Source organism: Epilithonimonas bovis DSM 19482 (assembly GCF_900108115.1).
Classification (GTDB): Bacteria; Bacteroidota; Bacteroidia; order Flavobacteriales; family Weeksellaceae; genus Epilithonimonas; species Epilithonimonas bovis.
Genome location: NZ_FTPU01000079.1, coordinates 1 through 2,572 on the forward strand (window position 1 = coordinate 1; position 2,572 = coordinate 2,572).

Annotated in this window: 3 protein-coding genes; 1 reads left to right on the forward strand and 2 read right to left on the reverse strand. The window is 33.5% G+C overall.

The annotated features are described in order from the left end of the window. Positions 1-1,035, forward strand: a 1,035-nt coding sequence (locus B0B05_RS16130) for an IS91 family transposase (RefSeq protein WP_076784593.1), incomplete at its 5' end; no start/stop codon positions are given. Here B0B05_RS16130 and B0B05_RS16135 read toward each other — a convergent pair. Both B0B05_RS16135 and B0B05_RS16140 read right to left on the reverse strand, forming a co-directional pair. Continuing rightward, the gene (locus B0B05_RS16135; RefSeq protein WP_076784594.1) at positions 1,032-1,235 is read right to left on the reverse strand and encodes a hypothetical protein; all 204 of its coding nucleotides are present in this window, start codon (positions 1,233-1,235) and stop codon (positions 1,032-1,034) included. The two genes, B0B05_RS16130 and B0B05_RS16135, sit on opposite strands and share 4 nt — an antisense overlap. A gap of 34 nt (positions 1,236-1,269) precedes the next feature. Then, positions 1,270-2,343 (reverse strand): hypothetical protein, encoded by a 1,074-nt coding sequence (locus B0B05_RS16140; RefSeq protein ID WP_076784595.1) that lies wholly within the window; start codon positions 2,341-2,343, stop codon positions 1,270-1,272. Between the last annotated feature and the right edge of the window lie 229 nt (positions 2,344-2,572).

Here is a 2,572-nt window from a genome sequence, read left to right on the forward strand (position 1 = left end):
ACTTTATTTGCCTTAAAAAAGTGCAGAACTTCGGCTTTGGGCGGTCATATCGATGCTTGTGATGAATGTGGAAATGTAAGCATCAGTTACAACTCTTGCCGAAACCGTCACTGCCCAAAATGTCAGGGCAAAAACCGTGAAAAATGGATTGGGATGAGGGAAAACGAACTGCTTCCGGTACCTTATTTCCACGTGGTTTTTACGCTTCCGGATGTATTGAACAAAACCGCACTTCACGAGCCCAAAATGTTGTATGATATATTATTTGAATCGGCTTGGGAAACCCTTCAAACGTTTGGCAAAAACAAAAATCTCCAAATGGGAATGATTGCTGTTTTGCACACTTGGGGGCAGAATCTGAGTCTTCATCCGCATTTGCACTGCATTGTTCCGGGCGGTGGTGTGGATGAAAGCGAAACTTGGAAAAACATTAGAAGTGACGGTAAATTTTTGTTTCCGGTAAAGGCTTTGAGCAAAGTTTTCAGAGCTAAATTTTGTGAGAAACTAAAAGATAAAAATCTTGAAGAATATCCCAAAATCAGGCGAAATCTGTGGGAAAAACCTTGGGTAGTTTACGCCAAAAAGCCTTTTGGAAGCCCAAAATCGGTGGTGGAATATTTGGGTCGTTATTCCCACAAAATCGCAGTCAGCAACCAGAGAATCAGAAAAATTGACTCGGAGACGGTCACTTTTTCTTACAAAGATTACCGCCAAAAAGGCATCAAAAAGCAGATGGTTTTGAGCCACGAGGAGTTTATCCGCCGTTTTGCGATGCATATTTTGCCGAAAAGATTTGTGAAAATCCGTCATTATGGTTTGTTGAGCTCTACCTGGAAGCGTGAAAAACTCAAAATTTTGCAACAAAAATTAGGTATTCAAACCAAAGAAAAGCCCCTTTCTAAAGTTTTTCAGCCGAAATGTAGTTGTTGTAAAGTTGGAAATCTTGTGACGATTGCCACGTTCGATCTTCGAGGTCCGCCACAATGGTTTTTGGAGATGAGCCGAAATTTACCTGCTCCTAAATCTGCATTTTAGCGGATTTGGGTAAGGGATTTTATGTCTAAACGTGAAAGAAAACACAATAAAACCAAGAAAAAACCACCAAAATCGCCCACAAAAAAAGAGACTCTTCTCAAAGTCTCCTGTATCTCTAAAAATCTTTTGTCGATAACCCCATAGTGTGGGAAAATACCCAACCAAAAGCTGCCGAAGGTTCCGTTCAACAGGGTTTTCATTGTTCGTGCTGCACACGCAACGAAAACTTAGCTATTAGGCGATGTTATAGTTTTTAACAGCAACTTCAATTTTTTCAACAAGATTTCTAAATTTTATGATATGTTCACTTTTTTCATCTAAATATTCAACTCTTATATTTTCTAATGTTTCTGCATTATTATAAATTCTCCCTTTTATATAGAATAGTTTTTTTCTAAGTGTTGATATTAATCTTAAAATTTCCTTTTCATTGTGTTTTCCATAACCAATATTATCTCTTAAGGATAAAGCAGATTCGATGTAGACTTTAAAGATTTTGTCACTGATATAATCAAAATCATTTTGTCTTTTATTTTTTTCGCAATCTTCAATATATTTATAATAATCATTAATAGACTTACTTGCTTTTTCAACCCATGGTTTGTGTTTATAAATGCCTGGAAATTCATCTTTGTAGCCATCTATCATATCAGCTTTTTTATTGTAAAGATCTAATACTTCAAAACCGTACTCAACTAATTTATCATATTTAAATTGTTTTGTACTTTCATAATCTGCTTTAACTAAATAATATAATTCACTATAAAAATCAATATATTTATAAAGATTTACGAAATCATTTTCATTACTTTTTTCGTGATAAATACTTTTGAATGCTTTAAAAGTTGTTTTTACATCCATGTCTACAATTCGAGTGAAATTTTTATTTATTTCAATTTGCAACGCATTGTTTATTGTTGGGTTTTTAAATTCTTCAGTAGTATACTCTTTTAGAGTTTTATTGAGTAAATTCAAAGAATCTAAAAGCGATTTTAAATAGTAAATCAGTACATTGAAGTTTTCAATTAAATCTTTTTGAATTAGTTTTTTTTCATTGTTTTCTTTTTCTACAATTTCATTTTTTTGACTTACTAAAGCGTAAATTACAAATAAGATAGAGAGGAATGTTAATAAACCCGATATAAGTGTGGCGTAGCTACTAATAATATCTGATTTATTTGTGAAGTCAAGTCTAAAAGTTCTGTTTGGTTCTTCAAAAACAACATTAGAGGTAAAAAAAATAATTAAAGCAAAAATAATTATTGCGATTAAGAAAACTGCTATTGTGACTTTCTTGAAGTGTTTCATATATAATATCGCCTAACGGAAAAAGTATTTGCGAAGGGCGGGCTAAATTTAACTGAAAGTTCAATTTCGACCAACCGAAGCAAATTGCTTTTTCAGATTACCAAATTACAAAAAAAAGTAATATGAAAAGCAAGTTGTGACTAAATGCATCGGGTTTTTCTATTAGGTATTCAACCCCGCCTTTTGCAAATACAATGTTGAACTAAACCTTCGGTAGCTTTCTCAGCGC

Excerpts from the sequence above, each read along its gene's own strand:
- B0B05_RS16135 (WP_076784594.1), bottom strand. The coding sequence starts at position 1,235 with ATGAAAACCCTGTTGAACGGAACCTTCGGCAGCTTTTGGTTGGGTATT.
- B0B05_RS16140 (WP_076784595.1), bottom strand. The coding sequence starts at position 2,343 with ATGAAACACTTCAAGAAAGTCACAATAGCAGTTTTCTTAATCGCAATA.